Origin of the sequence: Streptomyces sp. NPDC001292 (genome assembly GCF_042896465.1) — a bacterium.
In the GTDB taxonomy this organism is placed as follows: Bacteria; Actinomycetota; Actinomycetes; order Streptomycetales; family Streptomycetaceae; genus Streptomyces.
In genome coordinates this window covers 13,947-29,496 of sequence record NZ_JBIAXG010000002.1, presented here as the reverse complement: position 1 = coordinate 29,496, position 15,550 = coordinate 13,947, and the positions used below count along the sequence as shown (strand labels likewise).

The following is a 15,550-nucleotide window of genomic DNA, read 5'->3' as shown; positions in this document are numbered from 1 at the left end:
AACGCCGATCGCGCAGGGCGCCGCGACGCACTGCCGAGTACGCCCTACCGGGCCCGCCACAGCCGGCGCGCGCGGGCGAGCAGGCCCGGGACCGGGCCGCGTCGGTGGCCGTGGACGCGGGGGTCGTCCGTGACGGCGTACCGCTTCACATAGGCGCCCAGGAAGGCCTGGAGGGTGGCGACCGCGGGAATGGCGATCAGCGCGCCCACGGCGCCGAGCAGGGCGGTGCCGGCGATGACCGAGCCGAAGGCGACCGCGGGATGGATGTCCACGGTCCTCGCGGTCAGCTTGGGTTGCAGCACGTAGTTCTCGAACTGCTGGTAGATCACCACGAAGACCAGCACCCACACCGCGTACCAGGGGTCGACCGTGAAGGCGATCAGCATCGGCAGGGCGCCCGCGAGATAGGTCCCTATGGTGGGGATGAACTGCGAGACCAGGCCCACCCAGACACCGAGCACGAGCGCGTACGGCACTCCCAGGGCCTGGAGCAGGACGTAGTGGGCGATCCCCGAGATGAGCGCCATCAGGCCGCGCGAGTACAGGTAGCCGCCGGTCTTGTCGACGGCTATCTCCCACGCGCGCAGCACCTCCGCCTGGCGGGCGGGCGGCAGCAGGGAGCAGATGGTGCGGCGCAGCCGCGGACCGTCGGCGGCGAAGTAGAACGAGAACAGGGCGATCGTCAGCAGCCGGAACAGGCCCCCGAGCACCTGGGCGGACACGTCGAGCACGCCCGCGGCGCTGGTCTGCGCGTACTTGCGCAGCCAGTCGGAGTGGAGCAGGCCCTCCTGCACGTCCACCCGTCTGAGCTCGGTGTGGAACGTGGTGTTGACCCAGTTGATGACGGAGTCGAGGTACTCCGGGAAGCCCTCGACCATCTTGATGATCTGCCCGGCGAGCATCGAGCCGAGCAGCGTCACGAAGCCCGCCGCCGCGATCGTCAGACCGAGGAACACCAGGAAGGTCGCGAGTCCCCGCCGCATCCCGCCGGCGGCCATGCGGCTGACCGCGGGCTCGATGGCGAGGGCCAGGAAGAACGCGATGAGCACGTTGAGGAGCAGGCCGGTCAGCTGGTGGAAGGCCCAGCTGCCGAGCTGGAAGGCGGCGACGAGGCCGATCGCGAGCACCATGGCGCGCGGCAGCCAGCGGGGCATGCGGGAGCCCGGCCCGGCGGCGCCCTCGGCCGGTACCGGAGACCGGGGAGGCGGCGTCGTAGCGAACGGGGATGCGTGCGGGGCCGTCTGCCCGGTCTCGTCAGTGGGTGCCACGGTGCAAGTCTCGCCGACGCCGCCGACGGCGCGGCACCGGCCCGCGATCCTCGTGGCCGGTCAGTGCTTCTCCCGCGGAACGTTCATGACCTGGCACACCACGCGCCACACGTCCTTCGCGTCCCAGCCGTCCGCCAGCGCCTCGTGCACCGTGCGCCCGCCGAGCTCCGACATCACGTGGTCGCGCGCGAAGGTGTCGGCGTACCCCGCGCCGAAGTGCTCCGCCATCCGCTCCCAGAAGACCGTCAACCGCATGATCCCAGTATCCCGCCCCTGCGGGTGACCTCGTTCCGGGGCCACTTGGGGAGACCGCTTTCCGCCCTACGGTCTGACGCATGGCCGAGACCGGAGCTCCCCCTTCTCCCCAACCGCCCCCGGCGTCCTCCCCGCTGTTCCGCGCCGAGCACTTCGTGTGGCTCACCGCGCGCGTGCTGGAGCAGCGGCTGTTCGCCTACCACTTCCTGAACGGCGGCGCGGATCCGGTGGAGACCGCGCTGGACGCCTACCGCAACGAGGACGGCGGGTACGGTCACGCGCTGGAGCCCGATCTGCGCGGCCCCGTCAGCCAGCCGCTGCACACCGCGCACGCGCTGCGCGTGCTGGACACCGTGGGCCGCTGCGGCGGACAGCGGGTGGAGCGCGTGTGCCGCTATCTGACCTCCGTCTCCACCCCCGACGGCGCGCTGCCCGCGGTCCATCCCGGCCAGCGCGGCTATCCGGCGGCACCCTTCGTGCCGATCGTGGACGACCCGCCGAGCGACCTCCTGGCCACCGGACCGGTGGTGGGCCTGCTGCACCGCAACGAGGTGTGGCACGCCTGGCTGTTCCGGGCCACCGACTTCTGCTGGCAGCGGGTCGAGTCGCTGGAGACCTCCCACCCGTACGAGATCGAGGCGGCCGTCACCTTCCTGGACTCCGCACCCGGCCGCACGCGCGCGCGTGCGGCCGCCGACCGGCTCGGCCGTCTGGTGCGCGACCACCGCCTGGCGGTGCTGGACCCGGAGCGGCCGGATGCCTACCCGGTCGCACCGGGCTACGCACCCGGGGAGCACCACTTCCCGCACGACTACGCGCGGGCACCCGGCTCCCTGGCGCGCGCGTGGTTCACGGACGAGGAGATGAAACGCTCCCTGGACTTCCTGGCCGGCCGCCAGGAGCAGGACGGCGGCTGGCCGGTCACGTGGCGCCAGTGGGCTCCGGGCACCGCGCTGGAGGCGCGCCCCTTGGTCACGATCGAGGCGCTGCGCACCCTCAGGGCCTACGGCCGGCCCATCGGCTGAGCCGCCACCGGTACGCGCCCCGGCTCATCCGGTCAGGGCCCGCACCCCGGCCGTCACCACCACGGCCGCGCCGACCACGACCAGGAACGGCGCCCGCAGCAGCAGCGCCACGGCGGCGGCCGCGAGCCCGGCCGCCCGCGCGTCCAGCACGAGCGTGCGCCCGTCGGCGAACGTCTGCTGGGCGGTGAGCGCGGCCAGCAGGGCGACGGGCAGCAGCGCGGCGAGCCGCTTCACCAGTGGCCGCTCCAGGGCACCCGCCGGAACGAGCAGCCCGGCCAGCTTGACGGCGTAGCAGCCGACAGCGGTCACCGCCACCGCGATCCAGATGTTCAACGATCTCCCTCTCGTACGTCGTCACGGGCGCCGCTCCGGCGACGGCCCCGCAGGTAGAGCACGGCCGGCGCGGCGAGCGCGGCCGCCAGGACCGGCACCCCGGCCGGCAGCACGGGCAGCAGACCGAGCCCGAGCAGTACGGCCAGAGCGGCGACGGCCCGCTCGGTGGCGGTCTTCAGCATCGGCGCCAGCAGCGCCAGGAACACGGCCGGCCCGGCCGCGTCCAGGCCCCACGCGTCGGTGTCGCCGAGGGCCTTGGCGCCCAGCGCGCCCAGCAGCGTGGTGAGGTTCCACAGCACGTACAGCGTGACCCCGGTGACGGTGAAGCCGATCCGCGCGCTGCGCCGCGTGGGCTGGGCCAGCGTCACCGCGGTGGTCTCGTCGATGACCCATTGGGCCGCGAATGGCCGCACCGCGCGCGGGAGGGCCAGCAGCTGCGACAGGCGCAGTCCGTAGAAGGCGTTGCGCACGCCCAGGAAGAAGGCGCCCGCGGCCGCCGTGAACGGGTTGCCTCCGGCCGCCAGCGCCCCCACCAGCGCGAACTGGGAGGCCCCGGTGAACACCAGCAGGCTGAGAGCGCACGTCTGCCAGAGCGTGAGCCCGCTGCCCGCCGAGGTCACCCCGAAGGCGAACCCGGACAGTCCTACGGCGACCCCGACCCCCAGGGCGTCCCGTACGACGGCGGCGTCGGGCTTTCCTCCGTCGTCGGCGCGTATGTCTGCGAGAGCTGTCTGTTCTGCCACAGCGCCGAGGGTAGGAAGAGCCGGGACCCGGCGTCTTGTACGTTCTTGCGCTCGCGCTGGTAGGCCCCCGGGGGCACGCCCACGATCCGGGAGAAGTGCCGGCTCAGGTGCGACTGGTCGGTGAAGCCGACGGCGACGGCGGCCTGGGAGGGCGCGGTGCCCGCGTCCAGCAACCGCCTGGCCCGGCGCACCCGGGCGTCGGTCAGCCAGGTGTGCGGCGGCATTCCGTAGGCGTTGCGGAAGGCTCGCAGCAGCGCGAACGGGCTGCTGCCCAGGTCGGCCGCCAGCCTCTCCAGGCTCGGCGGCTCGGCCATCCGCTCCTCCAGGACGGCACGCGCGCGTGCCGCGGTCCGCGCACCCGCCGTCCGTATGTCCCGCTGCGGCAGTGCCCCGCCGTTGAGCCGCAGCAACCGCGTCACGGCGACCCGTAGCAGGGTGTCGGCGGCCAGCGCGTTGCCCTCGTCCGCGGCCCGCAGCACCTGGTGCACCAGCCCGACGGCGTACGGATCGTCGAGCACGGGGCGGACGAAGCCCGGCGTTCCGCGTATGCCCGTGGTCTCCGCGGCGATCTCGGCGACCAGCTCCGGCGCCGGATACACCGCGCCGTACCGCCATCCCTCGGGCACCGCCGCCCTCCCGGTGTGCGGTGTGTCGGGATTGACCAGCGCCAGCGCCCCCGGCCCCGCGTACTGGTCGGACCCCCCGTGGTGGAACACCTCCACGCCCTCGACGATGGCGGCGATCACGAAGTGCTCGTGGGTGTGCCGCACGAACTCCTTGCGGACGTAGCGGGCCCGTAGCAGGTCGACACCGGGCAGTTCTTCGTACTGCCAGTGCCGCGCCCGCTCCTCACCCGCTGCCGCCATACCCCCGATTCTCCGTCGCCGGCACGGCTCGGCGAGCGTGGGGGCCGCCCCCCGGGCGACCCCGGGCACGCCCAGGTCAGAGGCGTTGTCAGTGGGCGGGTGCACGATGGACTCATGGTCAGCGACGCACACCGGGCCCTCGACGGCTTCTCCCCCGCGACCCGCGGCTGGTTCACGGGGGCCTTCTCCGCGCCCACCGCCGCCCAGGCGGGGGCATGGCAGGCCATCGGCGAGGGCTCGGACGTGCTGGTGGTCGCCCCGACCGGCTCCGGCAAGACCCTCGCCGCCTTCCTCGCCGCGCTCGACCAGCTCGCCTCCACCCCGCCCCCGGCCGATCCGAAGAAGCGCTGCCGGGTACTGTACGTCTCCCCGCTCAAGGCCCTCGCCGTGGACGTGGAGCGCAATCTGCGCAGCCCGCTGACCGGCATCCGCCAGGAGTCCGTACGCCTCGGCCTGCCGGAGCCGGAGGTGAAGGTCGGCATCCGCTCCGGCGACACCCCGGCGGCCGAGCGCCGCGCCCTGTCCACCCGCCCGCCGGACATCCTGATCACCACGCCCGAGTCGCTGTTCCTGATGCTGACCTCGGCCACCCGGGACGCGCTGACCGGCGTGGAGACGGTGATCCTGGACGAGGTGCACGCGGTGGCCGGCACCAAGCGCGGCGCGCACCTCGCCCTGTCCCTGGAGCGCCTGGACGAGCTGCTGCCGAGGCCCGCCCGCCGCATCGGCCTGTCCGCGACGGTCCGTCCGGTCGACGAGATCGCCCGCTATCTGTCCCCCCGCCGCAAGGTGGAGATCGTCCAGCCGGAGTCCGGCAAGGAGTTCGACCTGTCCGTGGTCGTCCCGGTCGAGGACCTGGGCAATCCAGGCGAGTCGCGCGAAGCGCGTCCTCATAAGGGTGGTGGTGGGCGACGGGCGGGAGGTTCCCCGGTCGCCGACGGCGGCGACGGGGCGGAGCGGCCCTCGATCTGGCCGCATGTCGAGGAGCGGATCACCGATCTGGTCCAGGCGCACCGCTCGACGATCGTGTTCGCCAACTCCCGCCGGCTCGCCGAGCGCCTGTGCAACCGGCTCAACGAGATCGCCTACGAGCGGGCGACCGGCGAGTCCCTGGACGAACACCACTCCCCCGCCGAGCTGATGGGCGGCTCCGGCGCGGCGCACGGCGCGCCGCCGGTCATCGCCCGCGCGCACCACGGCTCGGTGTCCAAGGAGCAGCGCGCCCTGGTCGAGGAGGATCTCAAGGCGGGCCGGCTCCCCGCGGTGGTCGCCACCTCCAGCCTGGAGCTGGGCATCGACATGGGCGCCGTGGACCTCGTCGTCCAGGTCGAGTCCCCGCCGTCCGTGGCCTCCGGACTGCAACGGGTCGGCCGCGCGGGACACCAGGTCGGCGCGGTCTCCACGGGCGTGGTCTTCCCGAAGTACCGCGGCGACCTGGTCCAGGCCGCGGTGGTCACCGAGCGGATGCGCTCCGGCGCCATCGAGTCCCTCAAGGTGCCCGCCAACCCGCTGGACGTCCTCGCCCAGCAACTCGTGGCGATGACGGCCATGGACACCTGGCAGCTGGACGACCTGCTCGGCCTGGTCCGCCGGGCGGCGCCGTTCGCCTCGCTGCCGGAGTCGGCGTTCACCGCCGTCCTGGACATGCTCGCCGGCCGCTACCCGTCCGACGCGTTCGCGGAGCTGCGCCCGCGCGTGGTGTGGGACCGCGTCGCGGGCACGGTCACCGGCCGCCCCGGCGCGCAGCGCCTCGCCGTCACCTCCGGGGGCACGATCCCCGACCGCGGACTGTTCGGCGTCTTCCTCGCCGGCTCGGACCCCAAGAAGGGCGGCGGCCGGGTCGGCGAGCTGGACGAGGAGATGGTCTACGAGTCCCGGGTCGGCGACGTCTTCACGCTCGGCACGAGCTCCTGGCGCATCGAGGACATCACGCGCGACCGGGTCCTGGTCTCGCCCGCGCCGGGAGTGCCGGGCCGGCTGCCGTTCTGGAAGGGCGACCAGCTGGGCCGCCCGCTGGAACTGGGCCGCGCGGTGGGCGCGTTCCTGCGCGAGGTCGGCTCCCTGCCGGACGAGGACGCCCGGCTGCGTCTGCTGGCCGCCGGCCTCGACGCGTGGGCCGCGGACAACGTGCTGTCGTACTTGGAGGAGCAGCGCGCGGCCTGCGGGCACGTCCCCGACGACCGGACGATCGTCGTGGAGCGCTTCCGCGACGAGCTGGGCGACTGGCGGGTCGTGGTGCACTCTCCCTTCGGAGCCCAGGTGCACGCCCCCTGGGCGCTGGCGCTCGGCGCCCGCCTGTCCGAGCGGTACGGCATGGACGCGCAGGTCATGCACGCCGACGACGGCATCGTGCTGCGCCTGCCCGACGCCGACCTGATGGGCTTGGACCTGCTCGACCAGGAGCCGATGAAGGCAGGCCTGGAGTACGACGTGGAGCAGGCGCCCGTCGGGGCCGCGGACGTCACCTTCGACAAGGGCGAGGTCGACCAGATCGTCACCGACCAGGTCGGCGGCTCGGCCCTGTTCGCCTCCCGCTTCCGCGAGTGCGCCGCCCGCGCGCTGCTGCTGCCGCGCCGCAACCCGGGCAAGCGCACCCCGTTGTGGCAGCAGCGCCAGCGTGCCGCCCAACTGCTCCAGGTGGCGAGCGAGTTCGGCTCCTTCCCGATCGTGCTGGAGGCGGTCCGCGAATGCCTCCAGGACGTTTTCGACGTGCCGGGCCTGGTCGAGCTGATGGGCGACGTCGAGTCGCGCAGGGTGCGCCTGGTCGAAGTCACCACCCCCGAGCCCTCTCCCTTCGCACGTTCGCTGCTGTTCGGGTACGTCGCCCAGTTCCTGTACGAGGGGGACTCGCCGCTCGCCGAGCGCCGCGCCGCCGCGCTGTCGCTGGACTCGCGGCTGCTGGCCGAGCTGCTGGGCCAGGCCGAGCTGCGCGAACTGCTCGACGCCGAGGTGCTGGTGGAGCTGGAGCGCGAGCTTCAGTGGCTGACCGAGGACCGCCGTGTGAAGGACATCGAAGGCGTCGCCGACGTACTGCGGCTGCTCGGTCCGCTCTCCGAGGCCGAGCTGGCCGAGCGGGGTGCCGAACCCGGCTGGGCGCAGGAGCTGGCCGGGGCCCGCCGGGCCATCCGGGTCCGGATCGCCGGAGCCGACCACTGGGCCGCGATCGAGGACGCGGGCCGGCTGCGCGACGCGCTCGGCACCGCGCTGCCGGTGGGCGTCCCGGAGGCGTTCACCGAGCCGGTGAAGGACCCCCTGGGCGACCTCCTGGCGCGCTACGCCCGCGCCCACGGCCCGTTCACGTCGGCGACGGCCGCGGCCCGCTTCGGCCTGGGCGTGGCGGTCACCGAGGGCGCGCTCCAGCGGCTCGCCGCCAACGGCCGTGTCGTACAAGGCGAGTTCCATCCGGCGGGCATCGGCCAGGAGTGGTGCGACGCGACCGTGCTGCGTCGGCTGCGCCGGCGTTCGCTGGCCGCGCTGCGGCACGAGTTGGAGCCTGTGCCGCCGGCCGCGCTCGCGCAGTTCCTGCCGCAGTGGCAGCACATCGGCAAGGGGCACGGCCTGCGCGGCATCGACGGACTGGTGCGCGCGGTCGAGCAGTTGCAGGGCGCGTCCGTGCCCGCCTCCGCGCTGGAGAAGCTGGTCCTGCCGTCCCGCGTGGCGAACTACACCGCGTCGATGCTGGACGAACTCACCGCGGCAGGCGAGGTGGTGTGGGCGGGCGCGGGCGCACTGCCCGGAAAGGACGGCTGGGTCTCCCTGTACCTGGCGGACACGGCCCCGCTGCTCCTGCCGCCCCCGCACCCACTGGAGCTGACCGCGCTCCACCAGTCTGTCCTGGACGCTCTCTTTGGCGGATACGGCCTGTTCTTCCGTCAGATCGCCGACCAGGTCCGCGCTACCACCCACCCCGAGGCCACGGATCCCCAACTTGCCGACGCGCTCTGGGACCTGGCGTGGTCCGGCCGGCTCACCAACGACACGCTCGCCCCGATGCGCTCCCTGCTGGGCTCGGGCCGCACCGCGGGTTCCACCGCGCACCGGGCCAAGCGCGCGGTCCCGCGCGGGCGTTACGGATCGCTGACGGCCGCCGCCCGCACCGCGTCCCGCAGCGGCCCGCCGACCGTCGCGGGCCGCTGGTCGCTGCTGCCGGTCCGCGACCCCGACCCCACCGTGCGCGCCCACGCCCTGGCCCGTACCCTCCTCGACCGGCACGGCGTGGTCACGCGGGGTGCGGTGGCGGCGGAGGCCGTGGAGGGCGGCTTCTCGGCGGTGTACCGGGTCCTGTCCGCCTTCGAGGACAACGGCCACGCCCGGCGGGGCTACGTGGTGGAGGGCCTGGGTGCCGCGCAGTTCGCGATGGACGGCGCGGTGGACCGGCTGCGCGCGGTGGCGAACGCCCGTGACCGCGGCGAGGGCCTGCCCGGCGCGGTCTCCGGGGGCGGTGGTCCGGGCGGCTTCGGCTCCCGCGACGGCTCCCCTGTCCCCGGTGGCATCGGCTCCGGCTTCCCCGCCGCCGAACTCGGCGGTGACTTCGGCGGTGACGTCGACTGGCTGGACTCCGGCCGCCCGGCCCCCGGTGACCACGTCTCACCCCGGGACCTCGCCTCACCGGGTCACGGCGGACCGAGAGGCGGTGGGCAGACCTTCCCGTACGGCAACGGCTTCGGTGACCGCCGTGCCCGTACCGCCGACGCCGGGACCAGAGGAATCGTCCTCGCCGCCGCCGACCCCGCGAACGCCTACGGCGCCGCCCTGCCGTGGCCCGAGCCGCCGACCGGCGCGGGACACAAACCGGGCCGCAAGGCCGGCTCCCTGGTGGTGCTCGTCGACGGCGAACCGGCGCTGTACATGGAGCGCGGCGGCAAGACGCTGCTGGCCTGGCCGACCGACCCGGACGGCGCGGTCGGTGACGACCCGCGCCTGCGGGAGGGCGCCGAGGCGCTCGCCGCGGCCGCCCGCGCGGGCTCGCTGGGCACGGTGACGGTGGAGCGGGTCAACGGTGCCTCGGCCCTGACCTCCCCCATCGGCGCCCTCCTGGAAGGAGCGGGCTTCATAGCGACCCCGCGCGGACTGCGCCTGCGCGCATGATCCGGGCAGCGCGGGCCACGCACACGCGCACCCGTACGTGGCCACCCACCCGCACGTGTCACCCTTGACCCATGCCCGAAGGCGACACGGTCTGGCAGACCGCGAGGCGATTGCGCGACGCCCTCGCGGGCAAGGTGCTGACCCGCAGCGACTTCCGGGTACCGAAGTACGCCACGGTCGACCTCACCGGCCGGACCGTCCTGGACACCGTCTCCCGCGGCAAGCACCTGCTCACCCGTTTCGAGGGCGGCCTGACGCTGCACTCGCACCTGCTGATGGAGGGCGCCTGGAAGGTGTACGGCACCGGCGAGCGCTGGAAGGGCGGCCCCGGCCACCAGATCCGGGCCGTCCTCGGCACCGCCGACCGCGCGGCCGTCGGCTACCGCCTCCAGGTCCTGGAGCTGCTGCGCACCTCGGAGGATGAGCGCACCGTCGCCCACCTCGGCCCGGACCTCCTCGGTCCCGACTGGGACCCCGACCTCGCCCTGGCCAACCTCCTGGCCGACCCGGGCCGCCCGCTCGGCGAGGCCCTGCTCGACCAGCGCAATCTGGCCGGCATCGGCAACGTCTACAAGAGCGAGCTGTGCTTCCTGCTCGGCGTGACCCCGTGGCTGCCGGCCGGCGCCCTGCCCGCCGACCGCGCCGCGATGCTGCCCGCCCTGGCCAAGAAACTTCTGGAGGCCAACCGCGACCGTGTGGTCCGCCGGACCACCGGCCTGCGGGGCCAGGACCTGTTCGTGTACGGCCGGGCACCCCGCCCCTGTCTGCGCTGCGGCACCTCGGTCCGGGTGGCTGACCAGGGCGACGGCTCCCAGGAGCGGCCCACATACTGGTGTCCGAGCTGCCAGGCAGGACCCGCACCGCCGCCGAACACCGCGCAGAAGTGGCGGGACCGCCATCACCGCACCACCGGTTGACCGCCCCGGACCTCACGACGGGCCGGATTCCTCATCCGAACGGTGGGGCGGCGATGCCGTCGCGGTGCCGAACGGCCATCTCCCGCAGGCGGAGGGCGGCCCCCCGAAGGCGCCGTACGGCCACCCCTCGGAGGCGGGAAACGACGCTCCACCGCCGTCCGCGAGGGGCGACGCCCCAAGCCCCTTGCCCGTCCCCACGCCCGGCCCCTCGTCCGGCTCTTCCTGCGACGCCTCCTTGCGGCCCTCCTTGCGCCTCTCCTTGGGCACGCAATGCACGGGCAGCAGGCTCAGGCCCCACCCCCCGGCCGCGACGGCCCCCTCCAGCACCCCCGCCTCGCCCGACAGCAGCAGCCGCAGCACCGCCCACCACCACACCGCGCCGAGCCCCAGAGCGGCCCCCCAGCGCACTATCGGCCCCGCCATCGCACCCACCACCACCTCCAGCCGACGACGGACCGCCGCACCGGACTCCACGATGGCGGCCCCGCCCGGCACCGGCAAACGGGCGCGGCGAAACCCGCCGTAAACCCTCGGACAAGGTGAAGGCCCCGGCCGCGCCTCTCCAGGTCTCCCCGGAGAAGCCCCGGCCGGGGCCTCACCCACGTGTGCGTCGGTTCACGCGCGCGTTCGACAGCTCACGCGGCGACCACGTCCACCGCCTCGGCGGCGGGCGCCTTGATGGTCACCCGTTCCGGTGGCACACCGGTCACCGACACGGAACCCAGCATCGGGCGAACCGGCGTGGGCACGGGCTCGGTGACGGCGGCAGACCGGGCCAGCTCGGCGAGGGCGAGCTCGTCGCTCACTTCCCGCATGAGCTCGGACATCCGTACGTCCAGCGCGTCGCAGATGGCGGCGAGCAGCTCGGAGGAAGCCTCCTTCTGCCCCCGCTCCACCTCGGATAGATAGCCGAGCGAGACTCGGGCGGACGAGGAGACTTCGCGCAGAGTACGGCCCTGGCGCTGGCGCTGCCGACGCAGCACGTCACCCAGCAGGCGACGGAGCAGAATCATCGGTGGCTCCCTCCTCGGACCGCGTAGCCGCATCCTTCACGCCCCACCGTACCGCCTTGCGCCGCGGCCGTGCGGGGAGCGATGTCGTGTTCACTCAGGGCTGCAAACATCAAAACCCCCCGTTCCGTTCCGTATCCTGTGCCCGCTCATTTCCGGTCTGTTCGCCCGCGATCTGCTCCAAAAGCAGTGCGAGTACGCTCCGTACACTCTCCATACGAATTTCCGCCCGGCCGCCGTTCAACCGCAGCGCGGCCGTTTTCCCACCGCGGTCGGCACCGGTTTCCGTCACGCGCGGCCCGTCCACGGCCACGAAAACCGTCCCGACGGGCTGTCCGTCCTGGGGGTCGGGGCCGGCGACCCCGGTGGTCGCGATGCCCCAGTCGGCTTCCAGGGCCTTCCGCACCCCGGCCGCCATCTGGGCCGCGACCTGCGGATCCACCGCTCCCCGCTCGGCCAGCAGGGTGGCGTCGACGCCCAGCAGCCGATGCTTGAGTTCGGTCGCGTAGGCGGTGACCGAGCCCCGGAACACCTTCGACGCCCCCGGCACCGCGGTGATCTCCGCCGCGACCAGGCCACCGGTCAGCGACTCGGCCACGGCGACCGTCTCGCCCCTCACCGTGAGTAGTCTCACTACATCGACGGCCGGCGAACTCACGCTTCCGACTCCTCCAACGCGGAACGCTGCTCGGCGATTCCCCGCCTGCGCAGCACGATGGCCTGTCTCACATAGTCAAGGCCCGTCACCACGGTCAGCACGACCGCCGCGGCCATCACCCAGAACCTCAGCGTTGCCAGCCAGCCCGTCAGCGCCAGTACGTACATCCCGACGGCCACGCCCTGCGTGAGCGTCTTCAGCTTGCCCCCGCGGCTCGCGGGGATGACGCCGTAGCGGATGACCAGGAAACGCAGGAGCGTGATTCCCAGTTCCCGGCCGAGGATCACCCCGGTCACCCACCAGGGCAGGTCGCCCAGCCCGGAGAGGCAGATCAGCGCCGCCCCCATGATCGCCTTGTCGGCGATGGGGTCGGCGATCTTCCCGAAATCGGTGACGAGGTTGTACGTCCGCGCCAGGTGGCCGTCGAACAGGTCGGTGATCATGGCGATGGCGAAGGCCGCCCAGGCCAGCGACCGCCATGCCGGGTCGTACCCTCCCTCGGCCAGCATCAGGGCGACGAAGCAGGGCACGAGCAGCAGCCGGAGCATGGTCAGCAGATTGGCGACGTTCCACACACTCGCCTCGTTCACGGCGGCGGCCGCGATCTTCCCGCCACGCGGTGCCTTGCCGGCGCCCCGCGCCCGCGCGGTCTCACCGGCCGCACCGCCCGCTTCCGTCGCACCGGAACCAGCGGGAGTGGCAGAAGCGGAAGGACGGGAAACCCGGGAAGCGCCCGAAGCACCGTCAGCACCGGCGCGGCGCGAGGCCGCCCCCGCAGCCCTCCCCTGGGCGCCCGAGGAGCCGCCCGCAGCGGATGCCGGGACTCCCGTCATCTGCCCGCCTCCTCGCTCCACGCGAACGCGCCCGCCAGCGGCTCGGCCACCAGGTCGACACCTTCCGTACCGACCACCTTCGCCTCGACCATACGACCGACGCCCAGGCCCTCGCCGCCCACGAGCAGCACCTGGCCGTCCGTCTCCGGCGCCTGGTGCGCCGCCCGACCGCGGACGCCCTCCTCGGCGTCCGCGGACTCGACCAGCACGCGCACCGTCTGACCGACACGCTCCTCGGCCCGCTGGGAGACGAGTTCCTCGGCCAGCCGGGAGACACGCGCCAGCCGCTCGGCGACGACGTCCTCGTCGAGCTTGCCGTCGTACGTCGCCGCCTCCGTGCCCTCCTCGTCGGAGTAGCCGAAGACGCCGATGGCGTCCAGCCGCGCACCGTTCAGGAACCGCTCGAGCTCGGCCAGGTCGGCATCGCTCTCACCGGGGAAGCCGACGATGAAGTTGGACCGCACGCCGGCCTCGGGGGCCTTGGTGCGGATGGTCTCGAGCAGTTCCAGGAAGCGGTCGGTGTCGCCGAAGCGGCGCATGGCGCGCAGCACGCCGGGCGCGGAGTGCTGGAACGACAGGTCGAAGTAGGGGGCGACCTTCGGGGTGGAGGTCAGGACGTCGATCAGCCCGGGACGCATCTCGGCGGGCTGGAGGTAGCTCACCCGCACCCGCTCGATGCCCTCGACCTCGGCGAGCTCGGGCAGCAGGGACTCCAGGAGGCGGATGTCGCCGAGGTCCTTGCCGTAGGAGGTGTTGTTCTCGGAGACCAGCATGATCTCCTTGACGCCCTGCTCGGCCAGCCACCGCGTCTCGTTCAGCACATCGCTCGGGCGACGGGAGATGAACGAGCCGCGGAAGGACGGGATGGCGCAGAAGGAGCAGCGCCGGTCGCAGCCGGAGGCGAGCTTGACCGAGGCGACCGGGGCGCCGTCCAGGCGGCGGCGCAGCGGCGCGCGCGGACCCGAGGCCGGCGCGACACCTTCCGGTAGGTCCGCGGGGCCGTGCCCCGGAATGGCCACCTCCGTGCCGGCGTCCTGCCGCTCGGCCGGACTGATCGGCAGGAGCTTGCGGCGGTCGCGCGGGGTGTGCGAGGCGTGGATGCCACCGCTCAGGATCGTCTGGAGGCGGTCGGAGATGTCCGCGTAGTCGTCGAAGCCGAGCACGCCGTCGGCCTCCGGGAGGGCCTCGGCGAGTTCCTTGCCGTACCGCTCGGCCATGCAGCCGACCGCGACCACCGCCTGCGTTCTGCCGTGGTCCTTGAGGTCGTTGGCCTCGAGGAGGGCGTCGACGGAGTCCTTCTTGGCGGCCTCCACGAAGCCACAGGTGTTGACCACGGCGACGTCCGCTTCCGCGGCGTCCTCCACGAGCTGCCAGCCGTCCGCCTCCAAACGGCCTGCGAGCTCCTCCGAGTCCACCTCGTTACGGGCGCAGCCGAGAGTGACGAGTGCGACGGTACGGCGTTCAGGCATGGGCTCAAGACTACTTTGTCTCTCTGACCGCCCAAGTCGACGGGGTTGGCCGATCTTGGCCGACCCCGTGCTCGCCTGACTGTTCGGCCCCTTGTGTACGGGCCGCTCGTCGGCCACTACCCGGCCTGCGGGTCGCCCTTGGTGTACGTGAGGCGCTCCACGGCGCCCGGCTGGAACTGGTCCTCGATCTTCTTGCCGTTGACGTACAGCTGGATCGCGCCGGCGTCGCCGAGGATCAGGTTGATCTTGGAGCTGTCCTGGAAGGTCTTGGACTCGCCCTTCTGCAGGAGCCCGTCGAAGAGCATCCGGCCGTTGTGGTCCTTGGCCGAGATCCAGCTGCGCCCGTTGTCGGCGCTGACCTGCACGGTCACCTTGTCCTGCGGCGCGGCCGCGATGGCGCTGTCGGACGGCGCCGGTGTGGGGTCGGCGGTCTTGCTGCTCTTCGGCGTGGGCGAGGCCGACGTGCCGGCCGTGGGCGTGGAGCCCTCACCGATCTGCCCCTTGGCGCCTGTGTCGTCGCTGCCGCCATTGAAGGCCGTGAAGCCGACGAAACCGATCACGACGACAATCGCCGCGACCATGGCCGCGGTCCAGTTGGGCCCGCGCCGCTCCGGGCGGATACGTTCCGCCTCGAACAGGGGGGCGGCCGGGGTCGGGGCGGGGCGGCCGCCGTGCTCGGCGTCGAAGCGCCCGAGCAGCGGGCCCGGGTCGACGCGCACGGCCTTCGCCAGGTTCCGGATGTGGCCGCGGGCGTAGACGTCGCCGCCGCAGGGGGCGAAGTCGTCGGCCTCGATGGCGTGCACGATGGCGACGCGGACCCGGGTGGCGCTGCTGACGTCGTCGACGGTCAGTCCGGCGGCGATCCGCGCCTCCTTCAGGGCACGGCCGACGGAGGGGCTGGCTTCCTCGGAAACGTCTTCGAAGGGACGCTCGTCTTCAGGGGAGTTGCCGATGGACACGGGGGCGCCTTTCGAGCGTGTAGCCGCCTGTGCTGGAGGTTCAGTCTAGGGAGGTGCCAAAGGGTGAAGCGACCCGGCGGTAGGAATTTGTACGCCATCGGAATGGCCGGACAATCCGATGGTGGG

14 protein-coding genes are annotated in these 15,550 nt (G+C 73.2%); 3 read left to right on the top strand and 11 right to left on the bottom strand.

The features are described from left to right. Positions 1-44 precede the first annotated feature (44 nt). Entirely contained in the window at positions 45-1,268 is a 1,224-nt protein-coding gene (locus ACFY4A_RS02875; protein WP_390827650.1) for an AI-2E family transporter, read from the bottom strand. Between the two features lie 60 nt (positions 1,269-1,328). Then, positions 1,329-1,523 (bottom strand): DUF3046 domain-containing protein, encoded by a 195-nt coding sequence (locus ACFY4A_RS02870; protein ID WP_390827649.1) that lies wholly within the window; start codon positions 1,521-1,523, stop codon positions 1,329-1,331. Positions 1,524-1,603: 80 nt separating this feature from the next. Here ACFY4A_RS02870 and ACFY4A_RS02865 point away from each other — a divergent pair, with 80 nt between their 5' ends. Further along, complete coding sequence (locus ACFY4A_RS02865; protein ID WP_390827648.1) at positions 1,604-2,548, top strand: hypothetical protein; 945 nt, start codon at positions 1,604-1,606, stop codon at positions 2,546-2,548. Positions 2,549-2,572: 24 nt separating this feature from the next. On the opposite strand, the gene ACFY4A_RS02860 is transcribed toward ACFY4A_RS02865, so the two are convergent. From ACFY4A_RS02860 to ACFY4A_RS02850, 3 genes are read right to left on the bottom strand one after another with little or no spacing between them, the layout of a single operon-like run. Next, positions 2,573-2,881 carry an AzlD domain-containing protein gene (locus ACFY4A_RS02860; RefSeq protein WP_390827647.1) on the bottom strand — a complete coding sequence of 103 codons (309 nt, stop codon included), beginning with the start codon at positions 2,879-2,881 and terminating at the stop codon, positions 2,573-2,575. Beyond that, positions 2,878-3,624, bottom strand: a complete 747-nt coding sequence (locus tag ACFY4A_RS02855; protein WP_390827646.1) for an AzlC family ABC transporter permease — start codon at positions 3,622-3,624, stop codon at positions 2,878-2,880. Before ACFY4A_RS02855 ends, ACFY4A_RS02860 begins: the two co-directional genes overlap by 4 nt. Further along, the gene (locus ACFY4A_RS02850; RefSeq protein WP_390827645.1) at positions 3,525-4,490 is read right to left on the bottom strand and encodes an AraC family transcriptional regulator; all 966 of its coding nucleotides are present in this window, start codon (positions 4,488-4,490) and stop codon (positions 3,525-3,527) included. Before ACFY4A_RS02850 ends, ACFY4A_RS02855 begins: the two co-directional genes overlap by 100 nt. Before the next feature lie 114 nt (positions 4,491-4,604). Here ACFY4A_RS02850 and ACFY4A_RS02845 point away from each other — a divergent pair, with 114 nt between their 5' ends. Further along, a complete protein-coding gene (locus ACFY4A_RS02845) occupies positions 4,605-9,578 on the top strand; it encodes an ATP-dependent helicase (protein WP_390827644.1) in 4,974 nt (1,657 codons plus the stop codon). A gap of 71 nt (positions 9,579-9,649) precedes the next feature. Continuing rightward, on the top strand, positions 9,650-10,495 hold the full coding sequence (locus tag ACFY4A_RS02840; protein ID WP_390827643.1) for an Fpg/Nei family DNA glycosylase: 846 nt from the start codon (positions 9,650-9,652) through the stop codon (positions 10,493-10,495). Between the two features lie 12 nt (positions 10,496-10,507). Here the strand turns inward: ACFY4A_RS02840 and ACFY4A_RS02835 are convergent, their stop codons facing one another. The 6 genes from ACFY4A_RS02835 to ACFY4A_RS02810 form a co-directional block, all read right to left on the bottom strand. Then, complete coding sequence (locus tag ACFY4A_RS02835; protein ID WP_390827642.1) at positions 10,508-10,918, bottom strand: hypothetical protein; 411 nt, start codon at positions 10,916-10,918, stop codon at positions 10,508-10,510. Between the two features lie 212 nt (positions 10,919-11,130). Continuing rightward, the gene (locus ACFY4A_RS02830; protein ID WP_390827641.1) at positions 11,131-11,508 is read right to left on the bottom strand and encodes a helix-turn-helix domain-containing protein; all 378 of its coding nucleotides are present in this window, start codon (positions 11,506-11,508) and stop codon (positions 11,131-11,133) included. A gap of 109 nt (positions 11,509-11,617) precedes the next feature. Beyond that, on the bottom strand, positions 11,618-12,163 hold the full coding sequence (locus ACFY4A_RS02825; RefSeq protein ID WP_390827640.1) for a CinA family protein: 546 nt from the start codon (positions 12,161-12,163) through the stop codon (positions 11,618-11,620). Beyond that, positions 12,160-12,996 carry a CDP-diacylglycerol--glycerol-3-phosphate 3-phosphatidyltransferase gene (gene pgsA / locus ACFY4A_RS02820; protein WP_390827639.1) on the bottom strand — a complete coding sequence of 279 codons (837 nt, stop codon included), beginning with the start codon at positions 12,994-12,996 and terminating at the stop codon, positions 12,160-12,162. The genes ACFY4A_RS02825 and pgsA overlap by 4 nt, the downstream gene beginning before the upstream one ends. Further along, the gene (gene rimO / locus ACFY4A_RS02815; RefSeq protein ID WP_390827638.1) at positions 12,993-14,465 is read right to left on the bottom strand and encodes a 30S ribosomal protein S12 methylthiotransferase RimO; all 1,473 of its coding nucleotides are present in this window, start codon (positions 14,463-14,465) and stop codon (positions 12,993-12,995) included. Before rimO ends, pgsA begins: the two co-directional genes overlap by 4 nt. Before the next feature lie 116 nt (positions 14,466-14,581). Continuing rightward, positions 14,582-15,424: a helix-turn-helix domain-containing protein gene (locus ACFY4A_RS02810; RefSeq protein ID WP_390827637.1), complete on the bottom strand. Its 843-nt coding sequence runs from the start codon at positions 15,422-15,424 to the stop codon at positions 14,582-14,584. Positions 15,425-15,550: the final 126 nt, after the last annotated feature.